The following is a 612-nucleotide window of genomic DNA, read 5'->3' on the forward strand; positions in this document are numbered from 1 at the left end:
TGACCACGTGGGCAGCCAGCACCGTGTCGTCCACTTCGTGCAGTCGCTGCTGGAGAAGCTGAGTGTGCGGATGTGCGGCGACTACCAGACCCGGCGGCCGTTGCCGTTGGTGGAGCAGGCCGGGTTCGTGGTGCAGCGGCAGGAGCGGCTCAAGCTCGGCATGGTCGAGCGGGTGGCCGCGGTCAAGGCCTGAGCCGCTGCTTGACGCGGGGCCGCACGGCGACCAGTGGCACGAGAGCGAGCGCGATGATGCCGCCCGCGAACGACAAGGCGGGGTAGCTGGTGCTCGCGACGACGAAGCCGGAGGCCATGCCACCGGTCGCGCCGGCTACGGCGATGGCCATGTCGATGCGGCCCTGCACGGTGGTGCGGGTTTCGAGCGGTACGGCGTCGGTGATGAGCGCGGTACCGCTGACCAGCCCGAGGTTCCAGCCCAGCCCGAGCAGCCCGAGCGCGAGCGTGAGCAACGGAGTCGACTCGGCCGGTGCGAACCCGGCGACCAGGCCGGCCGCGAGGAGGGTGACGCCGGAGGCGGCGATCACGGGGAGCCTGCCGATCCGGTCCACGAGCCAGCCGCTGAGCGGTGACGGCAGGAACATCCCGGCCACGTGG

At 71.6% G+C, this 612-nt stretch carries 1 protein-coding gene and 1 pseudogene; one reads left to right on the forward strand and one right to left on the reverse strand.

Going from position 1 to position 612, the window contains the following annotated elements:
- Nucleotides 1–193 (forward strand): annotated as a pseudogene (locus SK571_RS46200) (class I SAM-dependent methyltransferase); the annotation flags it as partial.
- Here SK571_RS46200 and SK571_RS46205 read toward each other — a convergent pair.
- Nucleotides 183–612: MFS transporter (locus tag SK571_RS46205; RefSeq protein ID WP_319990439.1), on the reverse strand; the 430-nt coding region annotated here is incomplete at its 5' end. The pseudogene SK571_RS46200 and the gene SK571_RS46205 sit on opposite strands and share 11 nt — an antisense overlap.

This window comes from Lentzea kristufekii (assembly GCF_033949925.1).
In the GTDB taxonomy this organism is placed as follows: domain Bacteria; phylum Actinomycetota; class Actinomycetes; order Mycobacteriales; family Pseudonocardiaceae; genus Lentzea; species Lentzea kristufekii.